The 25,261-nt window shown below is 44.5% G+C and carries 28 protein-coding genes; 10 read left to right on the top strand and 18 right to left on the bottom strand.

Features of this window, described 5'->3' with window-relative positions; all coding sequences use genetic code 11:
- Window positions 1-15 precede the first annotated feature (15 nt).
- Window positions 16-1,053 (top strand): winged helix-turn-helix domain-containing protein, encoded by a 1,038-nt coding sequence (locus D6D85_RS05495; RefSeq protein ID WP_125671066.1) that lies wholly within the window; start codon window positions 16-18, stop codon window positions 1,051-1,053.
- Here D6D85_RS05495 and D6D85_RS05490 read toward each other — a convergent pair.
- From D6D85_RS05490 to D6D85_RS05420, 15 genes are all read right to left on the bottom strand, one after another.
- Window positions 1,050-1,286 (bottom strand): hypothetical protein, encoded by a 237-nt coding sequence (locus D6D85_RS05490; protein WP_125671065.1) that lies wholly within the window; start codon window positions 1,284-1,286, stop codon window positions 1,050-1,052. The two genes, D6D85_RS05495 and D6D85_RS05490, sit on opposite strands and share 4 nt — an antisense overlap.
- On the bottom strand, window positions 1,283-1,714 hold the full coding sequence (locus D6D85_RS05485; protein ID WP_125671064.1) for an NADH-quinone oxidoreductase subunit B family protein: 432 nt from the start codon (window positions 1,712-1,714) through the stop codon (window positions 1,283-1,285). The genes D6D85_RS05490 and D6D85_RS05485 overlap by 4 nt, the downstream gene beginning before the upstream one ends.
- 4 nt (window positions 1,715-1,718) lie before the next feature.
- Window positions 1,719-2,216 carry a 4Fe-4S dicluster domain-containing protein gene (locus tag D6D85_RS05480; RefSeq protein WP_237558764.1) on the bottom strand — a complete coding sequence of 166 codons (498 nt, stop codon included), beginning with the start codon at window positions 2,214-2,216 and terminating at the stop codon, window positions 1,719-1,721.
- Window positions 2,213-3,754 (bottom strand): hydrogenase large subunit, encoded by a 1,542-nt coding sequence (locus D6D85_RS05475; protein WP_161969703.1) that lies wholly within the window; start codon window positions 3,752-3,754, stop codon window positions 2,213-2,215. The genes D6D85_RS05480 and D6D85_RS05475 overlap by 4 nt, the downstream gene beginning before the upstream one ends.
- Window positions 3,754-5,118, bottom strand: coding sequence for a proton-conducting transporter transmembrane domain-containing protein (locus D6D85_RS05470; RefSeq protein ID WP_125671062.1), 1,365 nt, complete (start codon window positions 5,116-5,118; stop codon window positions 3,754-3,756). Before D6D85_RS05470 ends, D6D85_RS05475 begins: the two co-directional genes overlap by 1 nt.
- Before the next feature lie 2 nt (window positions 5,119-5,120).
- Window positions 5,121-5,771 (bottom strand): hydrogenase 4 membrane subunit, encoded by a 651-nt coding sequence (gene hyfE, locus D6D85_RS05465; protein ID WP_125671061.1) that lies wholly within the window; start codon window positions 5,769-5,771, stop codon window positions 5,121-5,123.
- Between the two features lie 2 nt (window positions 5,772-5,773).
- Window positions 5,774-6,688 carry a respiratory chain complex I subunit 1 family protein gene (locus D6D85_RS05460; RefSeq protein ID WP_125671060.1) on the bottom strand — a complete coding sequence of 305 codons (915 nt, stop codon included), beginning with the start codon at window positions 6,686-6,688 and terminating at the stop codon, window positions 5,774-5,776.
- A complete protein-coding gene (locus D6D85_RS05455; protein ID WP_125671059.1) occupies window positions 6,676-8,583 on the bottom strand; it encodes a proton-conducting transporter transmembrane domain-containing protein in 1,908 nt (635 codons plus the stop codon). Before D6D85_RS05455 ends, D6D85_RS05460 begins: the two co-directional genes overlap by 13 nt.
- The gene (locus D6D85_RS05450) at window positions 8,577-10,031 is read right to left on the bottom strand and encodes a hydrogenase 4 subunit D (RefSeq protein ID WP_125671058.1); all 1,455 of its coding nucleotides are present in this window, start codon (window positions 10,029-10,031) and stop codon (window positions 8,577-8,579) included. The genes D6D85_RS05455 and D6D85_RS05450 overlap by 7 nt, the downstream gene beginning before the upstream one ends.
- A gap of 2 nt (window positions 10,032-10,033) precedes the next feature.
- Window positions 10,034-10,225, bottom strand: coding sequence for a CooT family nickel-binding protein (locus D6D85_RS05445; RefSeq protein ID WP_125671057.1), 192 nt, complete (start codon window positions 10,223-10,225; stop codon window positions 10,034-10,036).
- Window positions 10,226-10,230: 5 nt separating this feature from the next.
- Entirely contained in the window at window positions 10,231-11,022 is a 792-nt protein-coding gene (locus tag D6D85_RS05440; protein WP_237558763.1) for an ATP-binding protein, read from the bottom strand.
- A gap of 9 nt (window positions 11,023-11,031) precedes the next feature.
- Window positions 11,032-12,957, bottom strand: a complete 1,926-nt coding sequence (gene cooS / locus D6D85_RS05435) for an anaerobic carbon-monoxide dehydrogenase catalytic subunit (protein WP_373695742.1) — start codon at window positions 12,955-12,957, stop codon at window positions 11,032-11,034.
- Window positions 12,957-13,571: a 4Fe-4S dicluster domain-containing protein gene (locus D6D85_RS05430; protein ID WP_237558762.1), complete on the bottom strand. Its 615-nt coding sequence runs from the start codon at window positions 13,569-13,571 to the stop codon at window positions 12,957-12,959. The genes cooS and D6D85_RS05430 overlap by 1 nt, the downstream gene beginning before the upstream one ends.
- Window positions 13,572-13,800: 229 nt before the next feature.
- Window positions 13,801-14,478, bottom strand: a complete 678-nt coding sequence (locus D6D85_RS05425) for a class I SAM-dependent methyltransferase (protein ID WP_125671055.1) — start codon at window positions 14,476-14,478, stop codon at window positions 13,801-13,803.
- 218 nt (window positions 14,479-14,696) lie between these two features.
- Window positions 14,697-15,077 (bottom strand): tetratricopeptide repeat protein, encoded by a 381-nt coding sequence (locus D6D85_RS05420; protein ID WP_125671054.1) that lies wholly within the window; start codon window positions 15,075-15,077, stop codon window positions 14,697-14,699.
- A gap of 244 nt (window positions 15,078-15,321) precedes the next feature.
- Between D6D85_RS05420 and D6D85_RS05415 the strand changes: the two genes are divergently transcribed.
- From D6D85_RS05415 to D6D85_RS05400, 4 genes are all read left to right on the top strand, one after another.
- On the top strand, window positions 15,322-16,839 hold the full coding sequence (locus tag D6D85_RS05415; protein WP_125671053.1) for an ABC transporter ATP-binding protein: 1,518 nt from the start codon (window positions 15,322-15,324) through the stop codon (window positions 16,837-16,839).
- Window positions 16,836-17,909, top strand: a complete 1,074-nt coding sequence (locus tag D6D85_RS05410) for an ABC transporter permease (protein WP_125671052.1) — start codon at window positions 16,836-16,838, stop codon at window positions 17,907-17,909. The genes D6D85_RS05415 and D6D85_RS05410 overlap by 4 nt, the downstream gene beginning before the upstream one ends.
- A 4-nt stretch (window positions 17,910-17,913) precedes the next feature.
- Window positions 17,914-18,834: an ABC transporter permease gene (locus D6D85_RS05405; protein ID WP_125671051.1), complete on the top strand. Its 921-nt coding sequence runs from the start codon at window positions 17,914-17,916 to the stop codon at window positions 18,832-18,834.
- Window positions 18,835-18,950: 116 nt separating this feature from the next.
- Complete coding sequence (locus D6D85_RS05400) at window positions 18,951-20,189, top strand: BMP family ABC transporter substrate-binding protein (protein WP_125671050.1); 1,239 nt, start codon at window positions 18,951-18,953, stop codon at window positions 20,187-20,189.
- An 80-nt stretch (window positions 20,190-20,269) separates the two neighbouring features.
- Here the strand turns inward: D6D85_RS05400 and D6D85_RS05395 are convergent, their stop codons facing one another.
- Both D6D85_RS05395 and D6D85_RS05390 read right to left on the bottom strand, forming a co-directional pair.
- Entirely contained in the window at window positions 20,270-20,734 is a 465-nt protein-coding gene (locus tag D6D85_RS05395; RefSeq protein WP_125671049.1) for a hypothetical protein, read from the bottom strand.
- A gap of 208 nt (window positions 20,735-20,942) precedes the next feature.
- On the bottom strand, window positions 20,943-21,554 hold the full coding sequence (locus D6D85_RS05390; protein WP_125671048.1) for a hypothetical protein: 612 nt from the start codon (window positions 21,552-21,554) through the stop codon (window positions 20,943-20,945).
- Window positions 21,555-21,728: 174 nt separating this feature from the next.
- On the opposite strand from D6D85_RS05390, the gene D6D85_RS05385 reads away from it, so the two are divergent.
- Genes D6D85_RS05385 through D6D85_RS05365 form a run of 5 tightly spaced genes read left to right on the top strand, consistent with a single transcriptional unit; the run spans window position 21,729 to window position 24,155 of the window.
- Window positions 21,729-22,463 carry an SDR family NAD(P)-dependent oxidoreductase gene (locus D6D85_RS05385; protein WP_125671047.1) on the top strand — a complete coding sequence of 245 codons (735 nt, stop codon included), beginning with the start codon at window positions 21,729-21,731 and terminating at the stop codon, window positions 22,461-22,463.
- Window positions 22,460-22,984 (top strand): hypothetical protein, encoded by a 525-nt coding sequence (locus D6D85_RS05380; protein ID WP_125671046.1) that lies wholly within the window; start codon window positions 22,460-22,462, stop codon window positions 22,982-22,984. Before D6D85_RS05385 ends, D6D85_RS05380 begins: the two co-directional genes overlap by 4 nt.
- 52 nt (window positions 22,985-23,036) lie before the next feature.
- Window positions 23,037-23,243 carry a hypothetical protein gene (locus tag D6D85_RS16670; RefSeq protein WP_125671045.1) on the top strand — a complete coding sequence of 69 codons (207 nt, stop codon included), beginning with the start codon at window positions 23,037-23,039 and terminating at the stop codon, window positions 23,241-23,243.
- A gap of 14 nt (window positions 23,244-23,257) precedes the next feature.
- Complete coding sequence (locus D6D85_RS05370) at window positions 23,258-23,587, top strand: type II toxin-antitoxin system VapC family toxin (RefSeq protein ID WP_161969702.1); 330 nt, start codon at window positions 23,258-23,260, stop codon at window positions 23,585-23,587.
- 10 nt (window positions 23,588-23,597) lie between these two features.
- Window positions 23,598-24,155 (top strand): DUF429 domain-containing protein, encoded by a 558-nt coding sequence (locus D6D85_RS05365; RefSeq protein ID WP_125671043.1) that lies wholly within the window; start codon window positions 23,598-23,600, stop codon window positions 24,153-24,155.
- Window positions 24,156-24,595: 440 nt separating this feature from the next.
- On the opposite strand, the gene D6D85_RS05360 is transcribed toward D6D85_RS05365, so the two are convergent.
- Window positions 24,596-25,261: L-threonylcarbamoyladenylate synthase (locus D6D85_RS05360; RefSeq protein WP_202617267.1), on the bottom strand; the 666-nt coding region annotated here is incomplete at its 5' end.

Below are 25,261 nucleotides of genomic sequence, written 5' to 3'. Positions count from 1 at the left end.
TCAAGAAAAACTTGAATGCCTAGTAAGCTCACGCTCTTCGCACAGCTCTCCTCCAGATGCAGTATAGGATGTGCCTTGTGTCCATGGAAGGAGTTTCTAGACGGATCGGAGCTGGATATAACAAAATTCATCGATCTTCTCGATTCTAATAAGTTTGAGAGAGTTGTGATCACATGTCCTTGGAGCGATAGGCTGGAGGAATTCTCAAAAGAGGTGAGAAAAAGAGACATTAGTCTTGTATACCTGCTTCACTCGAGGTCTGTCAGACTGACAAAAAATCTTCTGAACGCAGATGAACTCTTCTTTCTCGTGGACTATGCTGAGGATATGGAGAAAATGAGGGATTGTGTAATGATATTACTATCCCACGGATATGAGAGGATAAACTTCATAATGCAGCTCATTCCTGGAGTAAACGACTCAGATCTCCAGTCAATTTTATCCACATGCAATAAATGGGGCTTGAGATTCTGGATCTCATCTCCAATCTTTAAATGCGATTCCAGCCTCAGACTTGAGAGGATGCTTAAGGCAAAGCTTAGTCAAAAATCCTTCTGTCTTCTCGGAGCTTTTTCAGCGACACCGGCTCTTGTGGGGGAGTCTCCTCTCTTCCTGATGGAGAGCAAAAGGGAGGAGTGCAATATACTCTTTCTAAATCCAGATGGACTTATAAGATGTCCTATGTCTCCAAATGTAATATCAGATATTCCAGACAGCATGAACTGCCCTATCAAGAGGAGAAATCCTTTTCTTCTCATCACAAGGATTTATCTGATAACCTCTAAGGGGGCTGAATTCGATGAAAGAGATCTCATGCTGCTGGATCTGATAGACAGGATGAAATCAATAAGAGGAGCTGCGAGACAATTGGGAATTCCTATATCAACGGCATGTGAGAGGATAAAAGCGATGGAGGATAGCATAGGAACTAGTTTAACCAGAACCTGTAGAGGAGGACATGAGAGAGGAAGCACTGTGCTCACGGAGGATGGGAGAAGAATAGTCGAAGAATACAGGAGGATAAAGATAAGGGAGAGAAGAGTGAAGTTTTAGGCCTTGCGGAGTAAGACATACTGGGATCTTGTCTCTATTCCCATTTTTCTCGCCCTTGTTGCATCTATTATGATCTCTCCTTTATTCTCCATTTCCTTTCTCTCCTCATTGTTGAGATCCAATTCTGCCGTGCAGAGATATTCAGCTACTTGAAGATATGCGGAAAAATGTCTAGTTTTCATCAGCATGGGATCTCCAGTTGCTATGCCGACCTCATATACCTCTACCATCAACCCTCTCTGTACACCTCCCCCTTAATCTTCTTCTCAGCAATCCCCTTTAGGAGGGATATAGCATGTATTATGGCTTCTGGCCTGGGAGGACAGCCCGGAACATATAGATCGACTGGAATAATATTTTCAACTCCTCCTCTAGTGGAATAGCTGTCGTAAAATATCCCACCACTACACGCACAAGAGCCTATTGCGACGACCACTTTCGGATGGGGCACTGCCTCATATGCTCTTCTTACAGCCTCTGCTGCTTTCACCGTCACAGGACCTGTGACCAAGATTACATCAGCATGTCTAGGTGATCCGACAAGCTTGACCCCGAGCCTTTCCACATCATGGAATGGCGTTAGAACATCGAGTATCTCTATATCACAGCCATTACAGCTACCAGTGTTCAAGTGAAACACCCATATAGATCTTTTATCCATAAGATCACCTCCTTGCTAGGGATTCCAGACCTGCACTCACTTTTTCCCTACACTCAGGGCATAAGTTCAGCTTCTCCACTTCCATTCCCTTTTTCTCTATCTCCTCCTTTACTTTTTTAAGCTCCCTTTCCGTGGCAAAGAATCTGCCGCAGATCTCACATCTCACCATTTTGAGTTCCAAGATCTGATACAAATCAATTTTCTCATCAGAGGAAAGCTCAAAATCTTCCGTAATTTTTATGGCTTTTTCTGGGCATACCTCTCCGCATCTAGCACAAAATATGCACCTTCCTGTGAAAAGAGATATCCTTCTGAATCCATCTTTCTCCTCCACTGTTATTGCATTGGGAGGACAGACTGATGCACATGCTCCACATCCAATGCAGAGATTGAAGTCTATTTTAGGCCTTCCTCTGAATCCAGGAGGAACCTCCGGTGCCACAAATGGATAGGGCCTCGTGACAACTCCTGTTTCAACTGCCATCTTTACAACTTTTCTCACAGTCTCCCCCTCCCTACAAGCTCCTCAAGCCTGTATCTCCTGCCTTCCTTCAGCACAATGCATCTATCGGTGCAAGAGAAGCAGGGATCTATGCTCCCTATTATCAGAGGGGCATCTGCTATCAAGTTGCCCTTTAACATCAGTGGTAGGGCTGGAAGGTTGTTGTATGTGGGCGATCTCACCCTCCACCTGTATACCTTGTTGTCCCTTCCTGTTATCACGAAGTGAATATCCTCTCCTCTTGGTGCCTCTCCCGCAGCTATAGACCTGATCAAAGGAGGTACATCCCTTGTTTCAGCCATTATCGGTCCCTTTGGCATTTCTCCAGCGATTTGTTCGAGAATAGAGATTGATTCCTTGATCTCCTCCAGCCTGACCATCACCCTAGATAGCACATCACCCTCCATGTACACTGGAACTCTGAAGGAGAGCTCCCCATATGCCTCATATGGGCTGTCCCTCCTCACATCTATGTCAATGCCGCTTGCCCTAGCAACAGGCCCAACAACACACATCTTTCTTGCATCCTGCCTTCCAAGAACTCCTATTCCCTCACACCTTCTTATAAGCAACCTGTTTTCCATAAGCATACTTACATACTCCTCTATATCTTTTTTAGAACTCTTGAGGAAATCCAGTGCAGCAATGTTGTCTATATCTCTCCTCACTCCTCCAACTAAGTTCATCCCGTATGTTTTCCTGTTTCCGGATATCCTTTCCGCAAGCCTCATGAAATTCTCCCTCAGCCTCCATGCATGCATGAATCCTGTGTCAAATCCTGCCATGTGACACACAACACCAACGAGAAGAAGGTGACTGTGAATTCTCTCCAGCTCCAGCATGAAGCTCCTTATCCATTTGGCCCTCTCAGGAACATCTATCCCTGCTGCTCTCTCAACTGCATTGCAATAGAGAGTGCTGTGGATGAAGCCGCATATACCGCATATCCTCTCAGCTATAAAAGGTATTTGATTGTAGGTAAGCCTTCCCTCCGCCACCTTCTCCACTCCTCTGTGGACCAGAAAGCCCACATATTCGGCATCTATTATCTCCTCTCCTCTTACATAGAGCCTGAAGGATTCCGGCTCGTGAAGAGCCGGATGATATGGACCTATGGGAAGCCCTTCGGCCTCTAAATCTGCTTTCTCAACAGGTCTGTACCTATAATCGAAGTCCTTTCTCAGAGGATGAAGATCCTCCGGCCAGTTTTCAGGAAGGATAAGCTTTCTCTTTTGCGGCAATCCTCTTATTTTTATCCCAACAAGTTCCATTGCCTCTTTCTCAGCCCATTCCACACCAGGAACAATATCTGTCAGGGTATCATGCTCCGGCATCTCAGAAGATAGTTTTGTTGTGAGAAGTACGTATCCGCGATCCTTTAGAAAGAGGATATAAGTATGAGAGAAGCAGGAGTTTATGGGCCTCTCATCCACAGCAACAGATGTGGAGAACCTAGCTCCAGCATCAACAAGCTCCTTCATCTTATCCCTGAGAGATCCCGGATCAACCTCAAGAAAGGAATAAATTTGGCTTCTCATCATCCTACACCTCCCAGAAATTCTTCTATTATGTGGAGAATAGGAATGGGGTAGAGGCCAGCCGCAATGGATATGGTAGATGAGATTACAGGAATTATCCAAGCCGAAAAGGACGATTTTTCAGCTAACATTTTTCCTAGACCTTTTTCCATTGCACTGTAGGAGAGCACTGAGAATGATACAAAGGTCGAGATCAGGTATAAAACTGCAACTGAGACATCCCTTACCACAGAAGTTAGTATTCCAAGTTCGCTCAGGAATATTCCGGCTGGTGGACATCCTCCAAGCAGTATAAATGACAGGACAAGAGAAAATGCTACTGATGGTGGAACTCCACCCATTTTATTTGATCTCTCAACTCCTCCCCAAGAGAGGAAAGCTGCAGACTTCAGGAGACCGTGGTTGAACACATGGAATATGGAGAACATTATTCCAATTCCCCCTGCTCCAAGGCCAATGCAGGCAATTCCCATGTTCTCCACAGAGCTGTATGCGAGAAGTCTCTTCATGTTGACCTGTCTTATCATGGCAATCGAGCCGAATATAGCCGAAATTATCCCAAAAAACATCAATAGAGAGGATACTATTCCAGAAGGAGAGAGGAGGTAAAACCTAGCTATTGCAAGGAAGGAGCAGTTTATCAGCACACCAGATAGAACCGAGCTCACTGGAGTGGGAGCTTCAGAATAAGCATCTGGAAGCCACCAGTGGAATGGGAAGAGCCCTGCTTTTACGCCATATCCCGCTATCAGGAAAATTACAGCTGTTTCCAGTACTCTTCCATCCAGAACACTTTTGTTCCTCATGAGCTCAGTCCAGAGTATTCCTGATTCACCTATTTTTTCTAGAGCATTTACATAGAGCATTACAGTTCCGAAGAGGGCAATGGAGAGACCCACTGTGCATAAAAGCACGTACTTCCATCCTGCCTCAAGGGATGTTGGATCCCCTCTCAGTGCAACGAGAAAGACCGATGATAGTGTTGTGGCCTCGACGAACACCCATATCAGAAATATGTTGTTTGATATGCATACAGAGAGCATTGTAAAGTCGAAGAGCTGGAGAAGGAAGTAGTACGTCCTGTGCTTCTTTTCATCCAAATTCATATAATATGGAGAGTAAACTGATGCAAGGAAAACTATTAGAGAGATCAGAAATGCTACAAGAGCACCTAGTCCGTCCAGAATCACCTCTCCTGACAGGAACGATTCGGGCTCAGCCCTTACTGAGATTAAAGCAGTTGTTGATAAAACAAGGGATATAAAAGAGGACAGAATACAGCATATCTCCCTGGGTCTTCTCCCAAGAACTAGAGATATAAGACTGCCAGCAAGAGGAGACAACAATATCAAGATGGGGATCATATTCACCACCTCAACAAAGATAGCTTGAATGTATCGAGAGTTCCTACGACACGCTTCAGCTGTATGGCCATGTAAAGCAGTATTACAACAGCGGCTATGGCATCAGTGAGAATTCCTATCTCCACTGTCATAGGAGATCTGTATGCAAGACTTGCCAAGAAGAGATGCACTCCATTCTCCATGTGACAAAGGCACAGGACTTGCTTCAGTGCACACTTTCTAGAGAGCATCCCAAATATTCCTATCATAAAGAGGACTAGGGATATTGGAATCGAGGATGGAAATCTGCTCTCAGCTGAGGGAAAAACAAAAGGAGCTACGAGGAAAAGGGATATTATTATGGCTCCCTCGAATCCAAAGGAGACCGTGAGAGGGAGAACTGGTTTCACTTCAATTCTCTCCCCAGTTTTTTCCGTGGCCCATATAAGAACTTTTGGAACAAGCAAAACTTTTGTCACCAAGGAGGACACAGTCCACAGATACATGTGCCACTCACTAGTCATCATGGCAATCAGGGAGAAATCCGCTGACAGGATTGCCGACTGCAGCATGTAGGCATAAGCGCTGCGTCTCAGATCTCTGAGCTCTATTATCGCCACTGATGTAATCACCATAATGCTGGATAGAAACCTGAAGAGGAATGCAAGATCCACATTCACACCCCCAAGAAGGCCAGAACTATGGAGAGGAATGAGATGCAGAGGAAGGGGACAAGCCCCTCTATTGCCATGCTGATCCTATATCTGGCAAGCGATGAGTCCACTATAGTGAAAATTAAAGTAAGGAGGAGTAGAAGAAGCAGCCATAAAATTATACTAATTATATAAAATGGAATCATATAGGAATCAGCCAGCCACCATGGGACAGCTAGATCTATCAACAACGTTGCCAGAACTGTCGACCTTATCATCATGCTATACTTTATTAGCCCAAGCTTTCTTCCTGAGAATTCGACAAGGATTCCCACTATCTCAGGCTCAGCTTCATGTATATCAAACGGAACTCTCTCCGATTCCAAGTATACGAAAACTGCAAGTGGGATGAGGGCAACTGCTGCCGCAAGACGGGGGCTTGTGGAGAGAAGCTCTGTTATCGATCCTATTCTCAAGGATCCAGCTATGACAGAGAATGTCACTATCGATCCTGCAAGCATCCCCTCTCCCAGCACTGTTAAGGACAGCATCCTGCTTGCCCCAATTCCAGAGAACGGATTTCCTGAAGCTGTGCTTCCGAAGGCAACAAGAAGGGATGAAGATGCCAGCAGGTAAACTAGGAGCAGCACATCTCCAGTAAAGCCAAGAGGTGGCTTCTTACAACCAATCGGGATTATTAGAGCAGCAACCAAGGAAAAGGCAAGGGACAAATAGGGAGAGATTAAGTAGAGCCTGCTTGAGACCTCCGCATCTATATCTTTCTTCTTGAATAGCTTTATTATATCATACCATGTCTGCAGGATAGGAGGACCTATCCTGCAATGTATTCTTGCTCTCACCTTCCTAGCAAACCCATCTAAAACAGGGGCTATCAGCATAACCAAGAAGAGATTTATCAAACCCCCTATGAGATCCATATAATCACCCCCACTATCAGGAGAAGAGCCAAGAACATCAGAGCAAGGTAGAGCTGAACGTATCCCATTGCTGGAGCAAGAATTGCTCTGGAGATCTTTCCAAATGCTTTCACAATCGGCTTCACCAGAAATCTGTCGGTATCAGGTTCCTCATACTTTCTTAGGGTGATCCTTGGAATCTTTATGTAGGCAGGCCTCATTGCCTCCTCAAGGTTCCTGTAGTAGGATGACGCCTGAAACCTAAGGGCTGATGGTCTTGTTCCGCAGAACCATGGCTCAGCTTTGATTCCGGATGGCCTGAGAAAAACAAAGGTCAGCAGAAGGAAAAGGGAGAGGAAAGAGAAAACAGCTATTAGGGAGATAGTGGATATTGTCACAGGTCCTATGAGAAATGGCCCCAGAAAGAGCTGTTCTCTTATAATAGAAGCTTTTATCCCGAGATCCTCTGATACTTTTACTATTGGAAGAAGAGCCAGCATAGGATAAACCCCTAGAATGAAGCAAAAAACTGCGAGAATCGCCTCTCCTGCTATCATAAGCCTAGGACACTCTTTAACCTCCTCTGATGGCCTTCCAGTGAAGATAGAAGACCAGTATTTCAGAAGAAATGCTCCAGTTATTGCACTGATCATCACAGCGACAGCAGCACAAACTGGAAGAATCGGTATCTTCCATGAGGAAGCGGTAACCGAGTATATAAGCCATTTTGATACAAATCCATTCAGAACAGGTACTCCTGATGCTGAGAGAGATCCTATCAAGGCTAGAGATGAGGTCATCCCCATGTACTTGCCGAGTCCTCCAAGGACATCCATGTTCCTCTTTCCAGTTCTATAGATAACTGAGCCTGCAGAGAGGAACAACAATGCCTTGAACATTGCATGGTTAACTGTATGAAGAATTCCGGCAGAAAGAGCTATAGATCCAAGAATAAGATTTCCTGTTGCCAGTAGAGATAGACCTGCCCCAATTCCAAGGAGGATATATCCCATGTTCTCCACAGAGCTGTATGCGAGAAGCCTCTTCGAATCCACTTGCTTAAGTGCATAAATGCCACCGAAGAACATGCTGAGGAGGCCTGATGCAATAAGCAGTATGCCGCACCAGAATTCCATCGGAAGAACAAAGAAGAACATTCTAATTATAGCATAGACAGCTGTTTTTATCATGAATCCAGATAGAAGAGCACTTATGTTGCTTGGGGCTGCAGGATGGGCATCAGGAAGCCATGAATGCAGAGGAACTGCTCCAGTTTTCACCAAGAATCCAACTAAAAGGAGGAGGTAGCAAAGATGAAGAACCGATGAGGGCATTGATCTGCTTGCCTCAGATAGAGATGAAAAGGACATATCAGGCACTCCTATGAGATATGTCTGCTGATAGAGCAGAAGAACAGCTGCTATAATGCATGCAACTCCTATGTGAGTCATCACAAAGTACTTAAAGCCAGCTCTTCTAACCTCCTCTTTCTCATCCTCATATACGACCAACAGGTAGGAGGAGAGGGTCATAAGTTCCCAGAAGAAGATGAACCAGAACGCATTTCTGACTATGAGGATGAGATACATGGCCAGAATGAAGGATGTATAGGATACACCATAATATCTCATTCTGCCATAAATTTCCATGTATTTTATGGAGTAGGTGGAAACGGAGAAACCAACAATTCCAAGAACAACACAGAAGACTGATGAGAGGGAATCTAATCCCATCTCAAGGCCAAGAGGAAGGGATAGCACAATTCTGCTGAGAATTCCTCCGACTCCTACTACTATAATTAGAAGACACGAGATAGCAGAAATACCGTTGATTAATATGTTACAGATTTTGCTGTTCCTAATCAGAAGCGAGAGGATAGCTCCTAAGATGAGCAAAATGCAGGGAACAATCACCACGGCCAGACCTCCCTAGGAAGGAATTCCATCGCTATATACTGGGATATGAAGCAGAAGATTGAGAGGAGAAGAAGGGATGCTGACATGCTCAACCTCATCCTGCTGGACGACCTTATTACATCTGATTCCTCCCCCATAACACACTTTTGAAGCCATCTGAGGAACCATATAAAGCATAGAACTGATTCCACTATCGCCATAACTCCAAGAACAGTAAATATCCCTCCTGAGAGGAATCCCGCTGATATTATTGTGAATTTGCTGAAAAAGCAGTTGAAAGGAGGCACTCCGGCTATGGATATTGTTGCTATGACAAAAGATGCTCCCAAGAGCCTGTTCCTTCTGAATATCCCGGAATAATCCGTGAGAAATCTGCTCCCAGTGGAGGCAGCTAGAGCTCCTGCTACGAGAAAGAAGAGCCCCTTTGAAAATGCATGATTGAACAGGTGCATTATAGCTCCAGAATATCCCTGGGCTGATCCAAGCATTGCAAAGGAGAGGCCCAAGAACATGTAGGAAAGCTGAGTTATTGTTGAATATGCGAGAAGCCTTTTCATATCAACCTGAGGGAAGTAAAGAAGGAGACCCCATATCATCGTGGCAGCTGAGAATATCCCGGCTATTAGAGGGACAGTTGGAGGAAGGGGCAGGGATGATGGAATTGTCCTCGCCAGCAGATATACTCCAACTTTCACCATGGCTGCTGCATGCAGATAAGCTGAGACGGGAGTTGGGGCTATCATAGCATCGGGAAGCCAGGAGTAGAAGGGAATCTGAGCGGATTTTGCCCATGCAGCTACCAAGATAAGAAGCATCACCATTCCTCTCATTCCCTCATCCAGCAACTTGAGCGAGCTCACTGATAGATCACCTGTGTTTGCTATAGTCAATGCAGCTGCGGCTACCAAGAAAATTTCCCCTGCATGGGTGAAGAGCAGCGCTTTTGTCGCTTTCACTCTGCTCTCCTTTTCCTCATGCCAAAAAGCTATGAGGATCCAAGAACAGATTCCGGTCATTTCAAAGAAAAGAATTAAACCAAGGAAAGTTCCTGAAAACACGAAGCCAAGCATGGAGCCCATGAATATTTGCATCATCCCATAGTACCTTTGGAATCCCCTATTCACAGGATGTTCCCTGTTATCCGGGCTCATGTATCCGAATGAAAAAATAATTATCAGAAGTCCGACAAGGGAGACTGCGATAGCCACGAGAACACTTAAATAATCAACTATTATGCCGTAGAGCCTGATGCTGCCAAAGGAAACCATTATTTCCTCAGAAGATCCCTCCATAAGAAGAGATGCAGCTGTTAACAACACGAGAGCAAATGTTGCTGATGATGAGAGTCCTGCTATGAGCTCGCACTCTCTTTTTCCTCCGGCAAGAAAGGTCACAAGTCCTGATAAAAGCGGCAAAGCTGTGGCCATGATGGCAAAGAGATTTGCCAACTCTATCCCTCCACAACTACATACACCTCGTGCCTCAGCATATCAACTCTGAGCTCCTTCACCCCCTCTATCTCCTTCTTCACACCATCCTCATTGAGCAGGACTAGCTTCTTTCCAGATAGAACTACTGAGACTACCTCATCAAGAATCCTCTTTTTATCCCCATTCAAAATGTATGCAACACCCTCGCACATTCAGATCACCTCCCGAAAAGAAGGTCAAACATCCTCCTGACTCCGACGACAACAGGGCTGTTTTTCGGATATCTCTCCACACTTAGCCCTTCCTCCTCATAGGAGGACATCTCGGGATCATAGCCTACGAAGAAGCTTCTTACACCAGGAACAACTCTTTTGACAAGCCTTATCGCCCTTTCCTCATCAACAACTTTGTTCACCACCAGAACATTGTTCCTTATCCCGAGCTCATCGGCCATCCTGATCAGATTCTTGGATATCTCAAGGGATCTGAGAGTTGGCTCTGACATGCAGAGCATGTAATCAAAATCCTCAGCCAACCCCCTACCGAAAACTTCTGCTCCCGCCTCAGCATCAACTATAACTATCTGGTCATTCTTCAGGAGGATATGCTTCAGCAAAGATCTTGCAAGGGCTATTGCTGGACAAAGACAGCCCTGCTTTGCTGAATCTATGCTCCCTACGACCAGCAAGCTCAGCTTATCCTTTATCTTTATACCATATTTTTCAACTATATCTTCCACTTCAGGAGATAGATTGAAGAAAACACCCCAAGACTCGCCAGGTCTTGCCCCAGTCCTCTCCTCCACAAGATCCTCGTTTTTAACTAAAGGAACTATGGATTTAGATATATCAGGGGAAACTCCAATTGACATTGCCAGATTTGGAGTTGAATCTGTATCTAATGCGAGTACATCATGGCCTGAGCTGCAGAAAAAATGGGAGAGGAGAGCAGATACGGTTGTCTTTCCAGTTCCTCCCTTCCCAGCCACCAGTATCTTCATGGATCTCATTGAAACACCTTAGAGAGCCCAGTGAAGTCTCTTTCTCTTCTCCATTATGTGCTCAAATATAGTGTTTGCCGCCTTTTCAGGATCGGGTTCAACGTAGAACTTGCCCCCGACTAGGCCTTCAGCCTCCTCTATCAGTATCTTCACCACTTCCTGGCTGCCGAGGACCGGAGGTATTGTGCCCAGATGTGTGAAGACGCCGCTTGCCACAAAATAAGTCCCTATTGAGACTGCTTTCTCGCTCATCCACTCAGGAGCTGAGCCTGCTGCAGGAAGCTCAGATATATCAAGGCCCGTTGCCTCGGATAAAGCTGATAGGGCAATCAATATCCTTGAGTTGTCAACACAGCTTCCCATGTGAAGGCACGGAGGTATCTTAAGGGCCTCGCATATCTTTCTAAGGCCAGGTCCTGCTTCCTTTGCTGCCTCTGGTCTCAGAAGACCGTTCTTGGCTGCAGCTATTGCCCAGCATCCAGTTCCAACTATCAGGATGTCCTTCTCTATCAGCCTTCTTGCGAGAGTTACATGGCTGAAGTCTTGTTTTACCTTCACATTGTTGCATCCAACTATACCAACAATTCCCTTTATTGTCCCATCCCTTAAAGCCCCTATCAGAGGATCTAAAGTGCCTCCTAGGGCCTCAACTATTGCCTCAACACTGAAGCCGGCCCATGCCTCCATCTTCTCCTTCGGTATGTTCACCTTCTCCTTCACCCTCCTCGGGAAGTTCTCAATTGCTGTTTTAACAATCTCCTTTGCTTTTTCATCCGCCTTCTCCTTGTCGAACTCGATGTGAACAGCTCCGGGTATATGGGCCTTTGGCTCCGTCGTTATTAGCTTTGTGTGATAGCATGCAGCCACGTCCGCCAAAGCAGGCATTATGCACTGATAATCGACGACAACAGCCTCAACAGCTCCCGTTATTATGGCCAATTCCTGCTGGAGGAAGTTTCCAGCAATCGGGATACCGAGCCTCATCAACATCTCATTTCCAGTGCAGCACATCCCAGCAAGAGTTATCCCATCTGCCCCAACTGATTTTGCAAGATCCTGCATCTCCTTGCTTCTCACGGCTTCAGCAATCTTCATAGAAAGCACAGGATTGTGACCATGGCATATTATGTTCACAGTGTTCTCCCTCAGAACACCAAGATTTGCCACGAATTTTATAGGCTTTGGCGTCCCAAAAAGCACATCTGAGAATTGAGTTGCCATGAGAGAACCGCTCCATCCATCAGCTAGAGCACATCTCAATCCCTGTGCGATCAGGCTGAGGGGATCGGCATCAACACCTATATGCGTCCTATGCATCAGCTCAGTTACCTCTCTGTCTATTGCCCTAGGCAGTATTCCAAGCTTCTTCCACAAAGATATCCTCTTCTTAGGAGCATATGCCATCAAAAAGGCAAGAGGCTCCTCTCCAGGCTTCCCAAACTCCATTCTAGCTACATTCAGGACATCCTTTGCTATAGCATTTATCTTCCTCTCCTCTGTCTTTATTCCCAAGGCTTTCGCTATTGATATGAGCTTCTTCTCGTCTGCTATCTTATAATAGGGGTTCTTTCCCTCGGCAACCGACTCAAACACATCTACTATATCCCTTGCATGGTCGCTGTGGGCTGCTGCTCCTGCTGCTATCATCCTATCCAGATTTCTAGCAACTATAGTATCAGCCGTCGCGCCACATACACCTCTTTTCGGCCCATATCCAAAGGGATCTATCCTGCATGGCCCTAGGTTGCAGTTTCTGCAACAGGTTCCGAGCAAGCCGAAACCGCACTGAGGCTGCTGTGCCAGATATCTATGCCATGCAGTCTCAATTCCCTCCTTCTCTGCTTTTTCAAGAAGATCCGGAACTGTTGGATCTATTGATACAGCCTTGTAGAACTCCCTTCTTGCATACTTCATTAACCTCTCGTATATCCTCTCCTCAGGCATCACCACCACCTCACAGATCCATACATCTCCTTTATCTTCTGAACGGGGGATTCAGGAGCCGGCTTCTCGGAAACCATTGCTTTGTACAGGACTTTCCCCTTCCCCAGACCTGAGACAAGCTCCTTGGCTTTTTTGGCAGCAGTTTCCTCAAGAATTTCCTCCACCCTGCCATATCTCAGAGCTCCTGTTGGGCAGGCCTCAACACATGCAGGAGGAAGTCCTTCTTTCATTCTATCAGGACAGTGATCGCACTTTATCACGATCTTGGATGAGGGATCGTACACCGGATGCCCAAAGGGGCAGGCTATCATGCACATCCTGCAGCCTATACACCTCAGAGGATTGACAACAACAAATCCCTCTGCTGTTTTCTCCATTGCACCTGTCGGACAAACAGCAACGCAGGGAGCATCATCACAGTGCATACACCTCATTGGAACTATGAAATCGTCAGCTGGAATAACTCTGACTCTCTTTCTTGGGAGAGGTCTCTCAGTTATCGATAAAAACAGGTTCTTCGAGAGGGAGTGTTCAACAGCACAGGCTATCTCACAGCTCCTGCACCCCACGCACTTGGAAGGGTCTACGTATATCAACTCATATGACTCCTCCAATATCCCCCCTAGAAAAACTCAAAGAAAATTAAAAAGCATTTCGTGATTAAATAATAGATCAGCAAACGATCGATTTTCTGAGCACGGTTGTCAGCTTCCCTTAATTAGTATAAGGATTTAGATCTTGTAATTGGATGAGTTACGAGATGTTAAGTTTCAACTGTTGTGTTGAGGATCTCATTTAGAGATCTGACGGATGAATAATGCCACTTGGAAATAGATGCAAATTTCAAACCTTGAGAAGAGTCACCTTTACAACAGGATAGGAATTCCAGCCTTCTTCCACAGAGTAATTTCTGAACATATTCCCCTCTTCTCCCAGAATCCTCATCACTTCCTCTACTGTGATTGAGGAGTGTGCTTTTACAATACTATACATTATTAGACCTGCTGTGATGCTATAGCCGCATTCCCTCAGCTTCTCCTTCAGCAACTTCTTTGGAGCATCCCTCCAGAGATCATATATCAGTGCTTTCTTCCCGAATTTCAACACTCTGTATATCTCGTTTATCACTCTTACCGGGTTCTTCCAGTGGTGAAGGGATCCTGTGCTCACCACTAGGTCAAATGTCTCATTTCCAAAAGACATCCTATTTGCATCCTCCAGTAGAAACCTTACGTTTCTTGCTCCTGCCCTTTCAGCATTCCTTCTAGCTATTTTTATCATATCCTTGGAGATATCCACTCCAATAACCTCAGATTCGGGGATCATTCTGGATATTTGGAGAGGAAGATATCCCGGTCCAGTGCCCACATCAAGTATCCTCCCTCTTTCAACCTCTCTAGTTACATCAAGAGCTACATCTCTGTAGAATGTCTGCATTATCCTGCTTCTGGCGAAGAAGGAGTAGGATCTAGTTCCAGGAAAGGGTATCCCTTCTGGAAGAATTCTCTCTAATGCTTCCACAGATCAATGAACTTTTGAAGCTTTTAAGACTTCCGGACTCTTTACTAAATTGTTTAATTATCATCTCCAAAAGTAAATTCTCTACGAAGCATTCTCTAAGCTTCTCCGAGAATTAGAAAAAGGCAGTACAAGTCTGTGTCTCCAGACGAAATTCAAGATAACCATTAACATTAAATAAAAAATATGAAAAAGTTTAATTTAGTTAACTGCAGTAAGCTTCATGACTTAAGCTGCTCAACAAGCCCCTTTACCTCATCTGAGAGCAGATCATACACTTCTTTTGCCCTGTCAAGCCACACCGGAGCCTCCTTCTTCAGCTGGTCCGGATTTGCTGAAATAGCCTTTAGAACAGCTGATACCACCTCAGCTCCCATGCTGAACAGCTTCTCCCTCATCAACCAAGCCTTGTCAAAATCCTTCATGGCTTCATCGTATTTATTTAGGTTTAGAAATGCTATTCCTCTGTTGTAGTAAGCTCTTGCTAGATCTGGCTCGAGCTCTATCGCCTTGCTTAAGGCTTCCACAGCGTCCTCATACTTCCTGTAGTTTATGAAAGTCACACCTCTGTTGTAATAAACCTCAGCAGACTCCCCTCCCATGACCTCACCTCGCTAACTTGGAAAAGAATAACATAAAGGTGAGCATGGAAAAATGGAAAAACTAGAAGAAGGTCGGATGAAAGGTGATATATACATGATCTTGTTAATTTTCTAAGTGCCTGTCAGTTAATTTTATAAGAAAAATCAATATCTTACTTCTATGGCTAAGAAGAGCTCTGCATATTTAAGAGGTCACCGAAAACGGCATTAGAAGGAGGATTGGATGATCTTCAGAGGGTGAAGCATGGAACCCTTAGTAAGGATGGTGGGCATAAGAAAGACTTTCCCGGGAATTGTGGCAAATGATAATGTTGATTTCGAGTTAATGCCAGGGGAAATTCATGCACTTCTTGGGGAGAATGGGGCAGGAAAGACTACTCTGATGAACATACTCTATGGAATATATAGGCCTGATTCAGGCAGAATTTACGTCAAAGGCAAAGAGGTTTCTATAAACAGCCCGGCTGATGCTATAAAACTTGGAATCGGGATGGTCCACCAGAACTTTCTCCTGATAGACAGTTTTACCGTTGCCGAGAATGTAGCTCTTGGATTTGCTAAAAAGCAGATAAGGCCTGATATAGAGGTGAAAAGGAGAATAATAGAACTTGGAGAGAGATATGGCCTAAAAGTTGATCCAGATGCCTATGTATGGCAGCTATCAGCGGGAGAGAAGCAGAGAGTGGAGATAATAAAGGCTTTGTACAGGGAGAGCGATGTGCTTATACTTGACGAGCCCACGTCTGTTCTCACGCCAATAGAGGTAAATGAACTTTTTTCCACGCTAAAAAAGCTAAAATCTGAGGGAAAGGGGATAGTTTTCATAACACACAAGCTAGAGGAAGTGTTTCAGGTAGCTGACAGGGTAACTGTCATGAGGAAGGGAAGAGTTGTCGGAGTTAAGAGAAGAGATGAGACAAGCAAAGAGGAGCTGGCAAGGATGATGGTCGGCAGGGAGATATTATTCAGAGTGGAGAAGAAGGAGGGGGAGAAGGGGCCTGTGATCCTCGAGGTTGTTGATTTAAAGGCATTGAACGACAAAGGTGTTCTGGCATTAAAGGGTGTTAGCTTCAAGGTTCATAGTGGGGAGATATTTGGGATAGCTGGAGTAGCTGGAAATGGACAGAGAGAGCTAATTGAGGTGATAACAGGGCTTAGGAAGGCAATTTCAGGAAAGGTGTTGATAAATGGAATAGACATGACAAACAGATCCCCTAGAGAGATAGGGCTTCTGGGAACTGCACACATACCAGAGGAGAGGGTTAAGATGGGTATAATGCCCGGAATGGATCTAGCTGAGAACCTGATTTTGAAAAAATATTTCCTTCCTCCCTTCTGCAGAAAAGGAATTCTCGATTTAAAGAGCATAAGATCTAATGCAGAGAAGCTGAAAACGGAATATGACATAGTAGCTCCAAGCATAAGGGTAAAGGCAAAGTTCCTTTCAGGAGGCAATATACAGAGACTTATACTGGCAAGAGAGCTATCATCAGATCCAAAGCTTGTGATAGCGGCGCATCCCACATATGGGTTGGATGTGGGAGCTACTGAATACATAAGGAGAAAGCTTGTAGAGGAGAGGGACAAGGGTGCTGCTGTGCTCCTCGTATCAGAGGATCTTGAGGAGATTCTCTCACTAAGCGATACGATAGCTGTCATGTATCAGGGAGAGATAATGGGAATTGGAAGACCAGATGAGTTCAGCATGGAGGAGATAGGCCTTATGATGGCTGGATCAAGGAGGATGAAGGTGATCTCATGAGGATAGCCTTTGTGAAGAGGGAGAAAGCTGGCTTTAGAAGGATGATAGCTGTGAGAACAACAGCAATGCTTCTTGCTCTAGCCTCTGTCGGCATGATATTCTGGTTTTACGGAGCAGATCCAGTTGAAGTATACAGGGAGATATTTCTGGGTGCTTTTGGGACTAAAACAGGAGTTTCTGAGGTAATAGTGAAGCTTATACCCCTGCTTTTATGTGGAGTAGGTCTTTCCCTTGTTTTCAAAGGCCAGATATGGAATATAGGAGCTGAGGGACAGCTGATACTGGGGGCAATAGCCGCCACTGGAGTGGGTTTATGGGTTCCATTGCCAAGCTATCTTGTTATTCCGGCTATGTTTCTATCCGGATTTCTAGCAGGAGCCCTCTGGGCCCTAATACCAGCTGTTTTGAGGGCAAAAATGAATGTGAATGAGGTTATAACAACCCTTCTTATGAATTATGTTGCAATAAGGCTTCTTTACTACCTAGTTTATGGACCTTGGAGAGCGAAAGAGCAGTGGGGAAACATGACATGGTCCGGTTTCGCTCAGACAGCAATACTTCCTGATCATGCCACCCTTCAGACAATTCCAGGCACAAGAATACACTACATTACGCTTATAATAGCTCTTACCAGCCTAATTTTTGTTTATCTGCTGATGAACAGGACCTCATTCGGCTACGAGCTCAAGGTAGTTGGGGACAACTTGATGGCAGCAAGATTTGCCGGGATAAACATATCGAGAGTTATATTAATATCTATGATTATAAGCGGTGGACTTGCCGGCATAGCGGGAGTTGGGGAGATAGCTGGAATACAGCACAGGCTCAGGCCAGGATTCTCAGTGGGTTATGGATATACAGCAATAATAATAGCGTGGCTTGGAGGCCTCAATCCCCTAGCTGTTCTGGTATCGACTGTTTTCTTCAGCGGGATACTTGTAGGCGGAAGCTACATACAGATATCATTTGGTATGCCTGTTGGAGTGATAAACATGTTCAACGGGATAATTCTCTTGTTCCTTCTGGCGTCGGAAGTATTCCTAAATTACAGCATAAAGTTGAGGAGGTGATTTGATGAATATGACATTTTACGAAAGTATAATATCAACAATACTTGTTTCGGGAACTCCCCTGCTCTATTCTACTCTCGGGGAGATATATGCAGAGAGATCTGGTGTGATGAACCTTGGCGTGGAGGGAATGATGATAATGGGAGCTGTAACTGCATTTATTGTTGGAAAGATAACCGGAAATCTCCTTTTAGCAGTTCTGACAGCAATTTTGGTGGGGATAGCTCTCTCATTAATTCATGCTTTTGTATCCATAACAATGAGAGGAAATCAGACAGTTTCAGGCCTTGCCTTGACGATGTTTGGACTTGGATTGAGCAGCGTCATCGGGATAAAATATGTGGGATCTCCAGGGATAAGCTTCAATCCGATAAGGATACCGTTTTTGAGCCAGATACCCCTGCTTGGTCCTTTATTCAGAATGGATGCACTTTTCTACCTCTCTATAATATTAGCTGTAGTGATGTGGTACATCCTTTTCAGGACAAAAATAGGCATAAGAATAAGGGCTTGCGGTGAGAATCCAGCTGTTGCTGATGCTCTTGGAGTAAATGTAAGCCTAATAAGGTATGCTTGCACAGCAATCGGAGGAGGACTTGCAGGACTTGGAGGTGCATATTTGACCACAGTTTCAGCCCCATTCTGGGGCGATGTTATGACTACGGCCGGAAGAGGATGGATAGCAATAGCCCTGGTGATATTCTCCTTCTGGAGCCCTCTAAGGGCAATAGTGGGAGCATATCTTTTCGGTGGGATAGAGGCAATCCAGTTCAATTTGCAGGCATACGGAATACCGACTGATATACTTGGCATGATGCCTTATATAGCAACAATAGTCGTTATGATCTTCTCGATGAGTGGAATGAAAAGGAGATTCGGTGCACCTGCCGCACTAGGAGTTCCGTTTGTGAGAGAGGAGAGGTAAAAATAGTAAGCCGATGAGTTGTCAGCAGAGAACTATATACACGAACAAGTAAAATTTACACCAACAGTTAAGCAAGGTTTATCTTATCCTCTACAATAAATTGCAGGGGATACCCCATGAAGACAAGTATTTGGATAGTGGTTCTAGTTGTTGCGGCCATTCTGGCAGGCATAGTAGGGTATTATGCAAAGATCTGTCCTCCAACTTCTTGTCCTCCGTGCCCTCCAGCACCAACATGCCCTCCCCCGCCTCAATGGGGAAAGAACCTTACAGCAGGCTTCATCTATATAGGACCGATAGGTGACTATGGATGGACTCACGCTCACGACCAGGGAAGAAAGTATGTCGAGAAAGAATTTCCATGGCTAAAGACGATGTATGCTGAGTCCGTTGCTGAAGCTGACGCGGCAAAATATATAGAGGATATGCTTGCAAAGGGAGCAGATGTGATATTCACAACAAGCTTCGGTTACATGGACCCAACTTTAGAGGAGGCGAAGAAGCATCCAGACAAGATATTCTTCCACTGTTCAGGTTACAAGAGAGCTGCAAACATGGGAACATACTTCGCTGAGTTCTACCAGCTGTACTATCTTAATGGACTTATGGCTGGAGCCTTGACGAAGACGAACAAGGTAGGATATGTTGCAGCCTTCACAATACCCGAGGTTGTCAGACACATAAATGCGTTTGCAATAGGAGTAAAGGAAGTCAATCCCAACGCTAAGGTATATGTGAGGGAAATTCACGCTTGGTATGATCCTACAAGAGCAAGGGAGGCTGCAGAAGCACTTATAGCCGAGGGAGTTGATGTCTTAGCATTCACAGAGGACTCGCCGACAGTTGTTCAGGTAGCGGAGGAGCATTACAAGAAGGGACAGCCCATTTATGCCTTCGGTCACTACAGCCCGATGAAGGCATACGGGCCAGATGTGTGCGTGAGCGGGCAGATAGTACACTGGGAGAAGATATACGAAGATATATTGGCTAAGATATACCTAGGCATATACACAAACACAAACCTCCAGAATGTGGATTACTGGTGGATGCTACGCGAGGGAGCAGTCGAGCTTGGATGCTCACCAGGAGAACCGATAAACCCAGCTATAGCGGATAAACTTAAGGCTGTGAAAGTTAAGGAGAAGATAACGGGGAAGGAGATGTCTGTGTACGATCTGGTTATGCTGAGACTTGCTCAGATGAGCGAAGAAGTTCCAACATTTGATCCGTTCACAGGCCCGCTTTACGACAACAAGGGCAACCTGATGGCGGCTTCTGGCGAGAGACTTGGACATGATGCCCTGTGGAATATGCAGTGGTGGATGGATAACGTTATACCTCCGCCTGCTGGCTGACCTTTTTCCTCTTTTCTTTTTTATATAAAAGCAATAGTTATAGCGGGGGCTAAATTTAGAAGAGATCATTTAATAATATTTCACACTTTCCCCTTTCTGCACATAACGCATACCCAAGGATGATTTCCCACGAGAAATCTGGTTACTCCATCGATATCAATGAAAAGATCTGAAAAGGCATTTCTGAGGTCACTAGGTATATCATAAAGCTCATACCACATGCATACCCCTCTTTTGTTGTCATACTTTCTACAGGAGTCCCTTATTCTTTCCCCTAGGATATCCGCAACTATGTGCATTGCCTCAGCTATGCCCGCTTCTGCTGGAATTTCAACCTGTTTTTTGCTAAAATCTTCTTTCTCAGGTTTTATTGGTCTTTGTGCTGGGATATAAGGTTTCATATTCTCTTTCTCAACAGAATCCATAAGGTATTTTAAAACTTCATCTAAAGAAACAGGTTTTCCTGTTTTCCTTGTAAGTTCCTCCTGAAGTTTTCTAAGCCTGTTAAGGACATCCTCCTGAATAACTATGCCCTTCTTGGACATCCAGTAGAAACTGCTTAATGCAGAATAAAAACATATATGAAGGTGATATCCGGGCCGCAGATGAAAAAGCTTTACAGTAAAAAGAGCAGTATGACCAGGGAGATGAGAAACATGCCAATGAAATGAAAGGGAAATTTGTAAGCGCAGAACAAATAGAATAGATTTCGTTGGTTATAAATAGATGAAAACTCTGAATTTATATTTTGGATCATAGGATCCTCCTCTCCTCCTGCTCCTTCATGTACTCCTGAGGGGACTGAGGCTTGTCGTGCGTCAGGTTAAACCAGCCGGAGTTTGAGTGGGAGAAGAACACCCTGCTGCACACAAATCCCTTGTACAGAAGAAAGGTCCCCAGTGCACCTGCTTGTATTTTGAAATCGCTGGGGAGCTCGTCTATTTTGATCAACTTCCCCTTGAACTGCTCAAACTCCTGTTTAATTTCATCAGGAGAATTTAAGACATCAAGAAGGAGGACATAAAAATCAGCCAGCCTCTTCTTTGGCTCGATCAGCCAGCTTCTGATGGTCCTATATTTTGTGTTCTCCCAACTATATTTCTCCATCTTATACTCCTTATCCAGCAGAACTCCTCTTATATAGTCTATTAATTTAAATAATGAGGACGCATCTACATAACAGCTCGTGGTCTTGTCCCTGTGCTCCTCAACCCATAGTAGGCCTTCTTGAACGGAGGAGAAGAGTATAGCAAGACCCTTCCAGTCACATACCCTTATTATAGCGCTTATCAGGGAACCTGCTTTTTCCATCTCCTCATCTGATAGCTTCCTGTCAACAGGAGCTAGATAATCGACCAGAGGCATCATTAATCCCTATAATCAAACCGTAGAAATTCGAGCAAAACTGGGAATCTAATCCACCTGCAGAGTGAACAAGGTTTGACGGGCAGAATCTGTCAACTACATATTATATATTTATCATTTTGTATTTGAGTAAATTATGCATTAACTTTTTCCCCTCTTAGCGCACAGCTAGTTATGCAGATAGAGGGAAGCAAGGCTATTGTTACAGGAGGGGGAAGAGGAATAGGAAGAGCCATATCAATTGCTCTAGCGGAAAAAGGAGCTGATGTTATGGTAAACTACGTATCGGACGAGAGATCGGCTGAGGAAACAGCGTCAGCAATAAGGAGGATGGGGAGAAAAGCTGTAGCAGTCAGGGCAGATATATCAAAGTACAGCGATTGTATAAAGCTATTCGAACAGGCTCTCCTGAACTTCGGCTCAGTGGATATACTGGTAAACAATGCAGGAGTCCTTCCTAAGTATTATAAAATAGAGGAGATAACGGAGGAGGAGTGGAACAGGATAATAGGTGTCAACTTGACGGGCACATTCTTCATGTGCAAACTGGTGGCAAAGCACATGATGGGAAGAAGAAGGGGGAAGATAGTGAACATATCCTCGATAGCTGGAAAGGAAGGAGGAACTGTTGGCGTAGCTTATGCAGCATCAAAGGCTGGAGTTATAGGACTTACAAGGGCCTTGGCAAGAGAGCTAGCTCCATTCAACATAACTGTTAATGCTGTTGCCCCTGGACCTGTGGATACATCCGCTCTCTCGGATGAGGTGAAGAGGAGAGGAATAGAGCTCTCCCCTCAGGGAAGAATAGCAAGGCCTGAGGAAATAGCTCATGCTGTCATATTCCTGATAGAAAATGACCATGTAAATGGAGAGGTGATAAACATAAACGGAGGTAGATACATGGATTGAGTTGCAGAAGCAGATCGGTTGCAACAGCCGGAATAATGGCCTCTCTTTCCATAGCTATGAGGCTCATGAAGCATCTGGTAATAGGAGCAACTCAGGTGATAAACTTCCCCTTCATGTTCACCCTGATAGCATCAGCTGAATCCCCATGTGCAGGCCTCCTAGCCGGGATTATGAGCTATGCTGTATCGGATATCTTCTTCGGAATAGGTCCATGGACAGCTGTTAACTCAGCTCTTTGTGGCCTCATAGGCTTTCTATGGGGGTATATGAAGAGCAACAATCCCAATTTTTTGTTCTCTCTCTCCCTGATATCAGAGTTTCTGTTCGATGTGGCGAATTCATCAATACTCTACATGCTCCTAGGCCTTAAGCCGATGGAGGCCATCATCACAGGGGTAATAGGGCTATTTCTCCCTGTTATGGGAGGAACCATGGTGGCAATTGGCCCGATAACCGAGATAAGCACCTCCCTCGGCGTTGCGATGATAAGGCCAAAAATCCGCAGAATTATTAATTCATAAGAATAACATCACGACAAAGTAAGAATTATAAGTTGAACATTGTCAATTACTCATGCCCACAACCATCACTGTGAGCAGGGAGACAAAGGAGCTTCTAGCCAAGCTAAAAGGAGATAAAACTTGGGATAAATTTTTATTTGAACTTGCAGAGAATTATAGAAGGGAAAGAACTAAAAAGGCATTAGAAGAGCTGAGAAAAATAGAATTTGACTCTTCCTATGAGGAGGTGAGGTTAAAATTAAGGCTAGGGGAATCCTAATAGATACAAGTGTTTTGATTGATATAGACAGAGGAAAGGAGGATCTACCGGATCTTCCGTGCTATATCTCCATAGTAACTTTATATGAGTTCATCAGGGGAAAAGCTGATCCGATAAAGGCAAAAGCTCTAGCAGAGGATATATTTGGGGTGATACCACTGGACAATAAGGTGATAGAAGAGGCCTCCATCATCTGGAGAAAGCTCAGGAGCAAAGGAGAACTTATAGATGAGAGAGATCTTCTGATAGGAGCTACCTCTATCTCAAGGATGCTTCCCCTCTGGACCAGAAATAAAAAACACTTCTCAAAGCTGGAAGAGCATGGCTTGACGCTTTGGAGGTAGAGGTGCTCAGTTGCCGGATATATTCATGGGGATAGATCTGGCTGCTTATGAAAGAAGACCTTCCGGGATCTGCATAATTGAGGAAAAACTCGCATCAACAACAAGGCTTTACAGAGATGAGGAAATAGTGGAGTTTGCAATAAGGAGAAAGCCGTCTATCATAGCAATAGATGCCCCGCTGACATCCCAGCCAAAGCTCAGGAAATGTGATCTTGATCTGATAAAATTGGGCTTCAGGGTTTTTCCTCCCAATTTCAGCCACATGAGAATGCTATCTTTAAGGGCTTTCTCCCTTAAGAAAAAGCTCCACAACTTCGAGGTAATAGAGACATTTCCTACAGCCATATACAGAATAATGGGAATTAAGAGACCGAGGAGAAAGAGGGAGATGCCAGAAGCTGTCAAAGCTCTGGAGGTTGTGACTGGCATATCCTTCAGAAAGATTCCTGAAAGCATTGATGAAATTGACTCCTTTGTCTGCGCTGTAGTTGCAATGAGAAAGAAAGAGGGAAGAGCTGTTTCATATGGGAATAGCTCAGGGGTTATATATCTTCCGATATCAGAGTAGACCTGAGAATTCTTTTTCTTAGCTCATTTGAGTGGCCTTGGAAAGCTCAATTCAAGTTCATGATTCCTCTCCATTAGAAGTTCCTAGTAATTATGTGCAAAAAATTTTTAAGTAAGTTCTTTAATGTATTATGCTGTGAGAAAGCTTCTGAGTAGGATATTGAAAGTTCTGGCAATAATTTTGGTGCTTTTTATCCTATATGCAGTATCTACTGAGGGGAACATTTTCTTCTTGCATTAAGGTTGTAACAAGTGATGTAGAAAATGCAATAATTGGAATAAAAATTCATTCTAGATGGCTAATTCTTTACTACAAACAGCTCCTAATAATGTAAATATTGCCTGAAACAAAAGAGAAATCTGAAAGAGGAAGTCATAAAGCAACATTGAGTTTTGTGCAGTGGCTGTAATGCAGAAAAATGAAGAGGATTATCATGAAAACTAACTGGATCGTGAATTTTCATTTACCACCCTCCAAGAAGCAGCTTTGAGTATGCCCATTATCGCTCTTCCTATTCCGGGCTCATTGAAGGGCTCAGCAAGCACTACCTCTGGGTTCAGATCTCTTAGGATCCTGAACACCCTATATATGCTCTTGGCAACCGTGTGAAGATTGTCCCTTCTTCCCAGTATTACAGGCACTTTGTACAGGTGAGCTCCATCCTCCGTCGTTATAACAGGTTTATTTCCTGCTACTTTTGATATCTCCTCTCTTGCCCTTTTCAGATCCATATCGTAGAGTATCAACTTGAAGCCTAGATCTATCTTCTTTCCCCTTTCCTCAACTATGAAATCAAGACCTGTTTTTCTCAGCTCATCAACGGGTATTATGCCCTCCCTTGTCACTCTTGCAGGTGATATGGTCAGATCGACTATTGTAGATTCTATGCCGAAATAGGAATCTCCACAGTCCAGCAGCAGATCTATAAGCCCATTAAGCTCGGATATCACATCGCTGGCAGATATTGGACTTATTCTTCCCGATATATTCGCACTAGGCCCTGTTATCGGAGAATCCAGCTCTTTCATTATCGCAATTGGTACTGGATGTCCCGGAACCCTCACTGCGACAAAGGGCCATTTTCCAGTGAGCTCGTTGAAAACCCC

This window comes from Candidatus Methanodesulfokora washburnensis (assembly GCF_003947435.1).
Lineage (GTDB): Archaea > Korarchaeota > Korarchaeia > Korarchaeales > Korarchaeaceae > Methanodesulfokora > Methanodesulfokora washburnensis.
This window is presented reverse-complemented; position numbering and strand designations above follow the sequence as displayed.

Coding starts and splice junctions, on each gene's coding strand:
- D6D85_RS05495 (WP_125671066.1), top strand. CDS start 16: ATGCCTAGTAAGCTCACGCTCTTCGCACAGCTCTCCTCCAGATGCAGT.
- D6D85_RS05485 (WP_125671064.1), bottom strand. CDS start 1,714: ATGGATAAAAGATCTATATGGGTGTTTCACTTGAACACTGGTAGCTGT.
- D6D85_RS05475 (WP_161969703.1), bottom strand. CDS start 3,754: ATGAGAAGCCAAATTTATTCCTTTCTTGAGGTTGATCCGGGATCTCTC.
- D6D85_RS05470 (WP_125671062.1), bottom strand. CDS start 5,118: ATGATCCCCATCTTGATATTGTTGTCTCCTCTTGCTGGCAGTCTTATA.
- D6D85_RS05460 (WP_125671060.1), bottom strand. CDS start 6,688: ATGGATCTCATAGGGGGTTTGATAAATCTCTTCTTGGTTATGCTGATA.
- D6D85_RS05445 (WP_125671057.1), bottom strand. CDS start 10,225: ATGTGCGAGGGTGTTGCATACATTTTGAATGGGGATAAAAAGAGGATT.
- D6D85_RS05440 (WP_237558763.1), bottom strand. CDS start 11,022: ATGAGATCCATGAAGATACTGGTGGCTGGGAAGGGAGGAACTGGAAAG.
- cooS (WP_373695742.1), bottom strand. CDS start 12,957: ATGCCTGAGGAGAGGATATACGAGAGGTTAATGAAGTATGCAAGAAGG.
- D6D85_RS05420 (WP_125671054.1), bottom strand. CDS start 15,077: ATGGGAGGGGAGTCTGCTGAGGTTTATTACAACAGAGGTGTGACTTTC.
- D6D85_RS05415 (WP_125671053.1), top strand. CDS start 15,322: ATGGAACCCTTAGTAAGGATGGTGGGCATAAGAAAGACTTTCCCGGGA.
- D6D85_RS05410 (WP_125671052.1), top strand. CDS start 16,836: ATGAGGATAGCCTTTGTGAAGAGGGAGAAAGCTGGCTTTAGAAGGATG.
- D6D85_RS05405 (WP_125671051.1), top strand. CDS start 17,914: ATGAATATGACATTTTACGAAAGTATAATATCAACAATACTTGTTTCG.
- D6D85_RS05400 (WP_125671050.1), top strand. CDS start 18,951: ATGAAGACAAGTATTTGGATAGTGGTTCTAGTTGTTGCGGCCATTCTG.
- D6D85_RS05395 (WP_125671049.1), bottom strand. CDS start 20,734: ATGTCCAAGAAGGGCATAGTTATTCAGGAGGATGTCCTTAACAGGCTT.
- D6D85_RS05390 (WP_125671048.1), bottom strand. CDS start 21,554: ATGCCTCTGGTCGATTATCTAGCTCCTGTTGACAGGAAGCTATCAGAT.
- D6D85_RS05385 (WP_125671047.1), top strand. CDS start 21,729: ATGCAGATAGAGGGAAGCAAGGCTATTGTTACAGGAGGGGGAAGAGGA.
- D6D85_RS16670 (WP_125671045.1), top strand. CDS start 23,037: ATGCCCACAACCATCACTGTGAGCAGGGAGACAAAGGAGCTTCTAGCC.